This window comes from Ideonella azotifigens (genome assembly GCF_006519715.1).
GTDB classification, from domain to species: domain Bacteria; phylum Pseudomonadota; class Gammaproteobacteria; order Burkholderiales; family Burkholderiaceae_C; genus Ideonella; species Ideonella azotifigens.
Genome location: NZ_VIDT01000979.1, coordinates 1 through 1,574, shown reverse-complemented (window position 1 = coordinate 1,574; position 1,574 = coordinate 1). Strand labels below are relative to the sequence as shown.

The 1,574-nt window shown below is 67.3% G+C and carries 4 protein-coding genes; 1 reads left to right on the top strand and 3 read right to left on the bottom strand.

Going from position 1 to position 1,574, the window contains the following annotated elements:
• The coding region (locus tag FKP22_RS29860) for a M90 family metallopeptidase (RefSeq protein ID WP_141291846.1) at positions 1–670 on the top strand (670 nt) is incomplete at its 5' end.
• A gap of 15 nt (positions 671–685) precedes the next feature.
• Here FKP22_RS29860 and FKP22_RS29855 read toward each other — a convergent pair.
• The 3 genes from FKP22_RS29855 to FKP22_RS29845 form a co-directional block, all read right to left on the bottom strand.
• On the bottom strand, positions 686–1,012 hold the full coding sequence (locus FKP22_RS29855) for a hypothetical protein (protein ID WP_141291845.1): 327 nt from the start codon (positions 1,010–1,012) through the stop codon (positions 686–688).
• Complete coding sequence (locus FKP22_RS29850; protein WP_141291844.1) at positions 1,009–1,293, bottom strand: ribbon-helix-helix domain-containing protein; 285 nt, start codon at positions 1,291–1,293, stop codon at positions 1,009–1,011. The genes FKP22_RS29855 and FKP22_RS29850 overlap by 4 nt, the downstream gene beginning before the upstream one ends.
• A gap of 29 nt (positions 1,294–1,322) precedes the next feature.
• Positions 1,323–1,574, bottom strand: a 252-nt coding sequence (locus tag FKP22_RS29845) for an alpha/beta fold hydrolase domain-containing protein (RefSeq protein ID WP_233447015.1), incomplete at its 5' end; no start/stop codon positions are given.

Genomic DNA, 1,574 nt, shown 5'->3' with positions numbered 1-1,574 from the left:
CAAGCTCAAGCAGCGCATGCAGGTCTTCCTCGCCGAGACGGCCTTCATCGGCTGCGCCGGCCTGAAGGTGAACGACGAGATGCGCGTGACCATCGCCGCCCAGGCCTGCCTGTTGCTGCTGGGCCGGCCCGAGGTCGCGTTCGACCGGCTGCGCCAGGTGCTGCTGTACCCCGGAGCGTTCATCGTGGACCGCGTGCACAGCGGTGCGGCCGGCGTGCAGCGCGAGGAGCGGCGCGTGCTGTCGGGCGAATCCTGGCAGCAGGGCCAGGTCATCCTGTCCTGGCAGGACGTTGTCGCTGGCGCAGCCGACGCCAGCGATGGCCACAACGTCGTGATCCACGAATTCGCCCACCAGCTCGACCAGGCCAACGGCCCGGCGAACGGCGCGCCACTGCTGGGCACCCGCGCCCAGTCCCGCCGCTGGTCACAGGTCATGCAGGCCGAGTTCGACGCACTGCACGCCCGCCTGGCCCGCGGCCAATGGGCTGAACCCGGCACGCCCGAAGCCTCACCCGGCCTGCTCAACCCCTATGGCGCCACCGACCCCGCCGAGTTCTTCGCCGTGACCAGCGAAGTCTTCTTCGAGCAGCCCCAAGCGCTGCTGGACCAGCACCCGGCGCTGTATCAGGTGCTCAGCGAGGCTTACGGCCAGCATCCTGCCAGCTGGTGAGCCGGCTCGGCGCGCTCATTCGGGCGCTCGGCCAGAGGAGATGCGCCGCCATTCACGTCGGGTGTCCAGCAGACCCAATACCGTGACGGTTTGCGCCATGTGGTCCGGCACGTAGAGCACCGCAAAGCCACGGTGATGCGTCACCAGCAAGTCAGGCATGGTCGAGTCCATCGCCGTGCCGATCGCATGGTTGAGCCTCAGGATCTTGACGACCTGCTGCTGCAAGTCGTCGATGAAGGCGAGGGTTTCATCTTCCGTGAAATGCGGATGTGGCTGCGTCAACAGATCCAGGATGTCCTGTTCGACAGCCTCACCAAACAAGACCTCGTACTGCGGAATCAAGCGGCGCTCTTCGGGCTGGCATTGGGTGCTTTCAGGCGTGCACGCACGCGGCTCATCAACTCGTCGCCGCTGATGGTGGGCAGGGTGCCGCTCTTCAGTCGGGCATGGCGCTCGGCGCCTTCGGATTGCAGCCAATTGGCGACGGTGGTGTCGCGGTCGTCCAGCGCGAGGATGGCGGCCTCCAGCACGGCATCTGCGCTGGGGTAGAGGCCTGCGTTGACCTTGTGTTGCACCGAGGCGATGGCCTCGTCGCCGAGATTGAAAGTGACAGTGCGGCTCATGGCGGCGTCCCCGGTGATGTGTGCTGATCCTAACGCAGCACATCTCCGGCCGCCCACCTTGCCACCTGCTGCGCCACCCAAGCGGCGTCGTCCAGCGGCAGGTCATGCCCGGCAAGCGAGTGGACCTCGAGCGGCAGTTGCCAGGCTTGCGCCAGGCGCTGTGAGCAGGCGGGGTTGACGAGGCGGTCGGCGGCGCCGTTGAGCACCAGCATCGGCACGGCGGGCGGCTGCAGTGGCGCCCGATAGCGAGCTGCCGCCCACAGTTGGCGAAGCGTGTTGGC

What these genes read in the sequence shown, in the direction of transcription:
- FKP22_RS29850 (WP_141291844.1), bottom strand. Translation starts at nt 1,293, where the DNA reads ATGAGCCGCACTGTCACTTTCAATCTCGGCGACGAGGCCATCGCCTCG.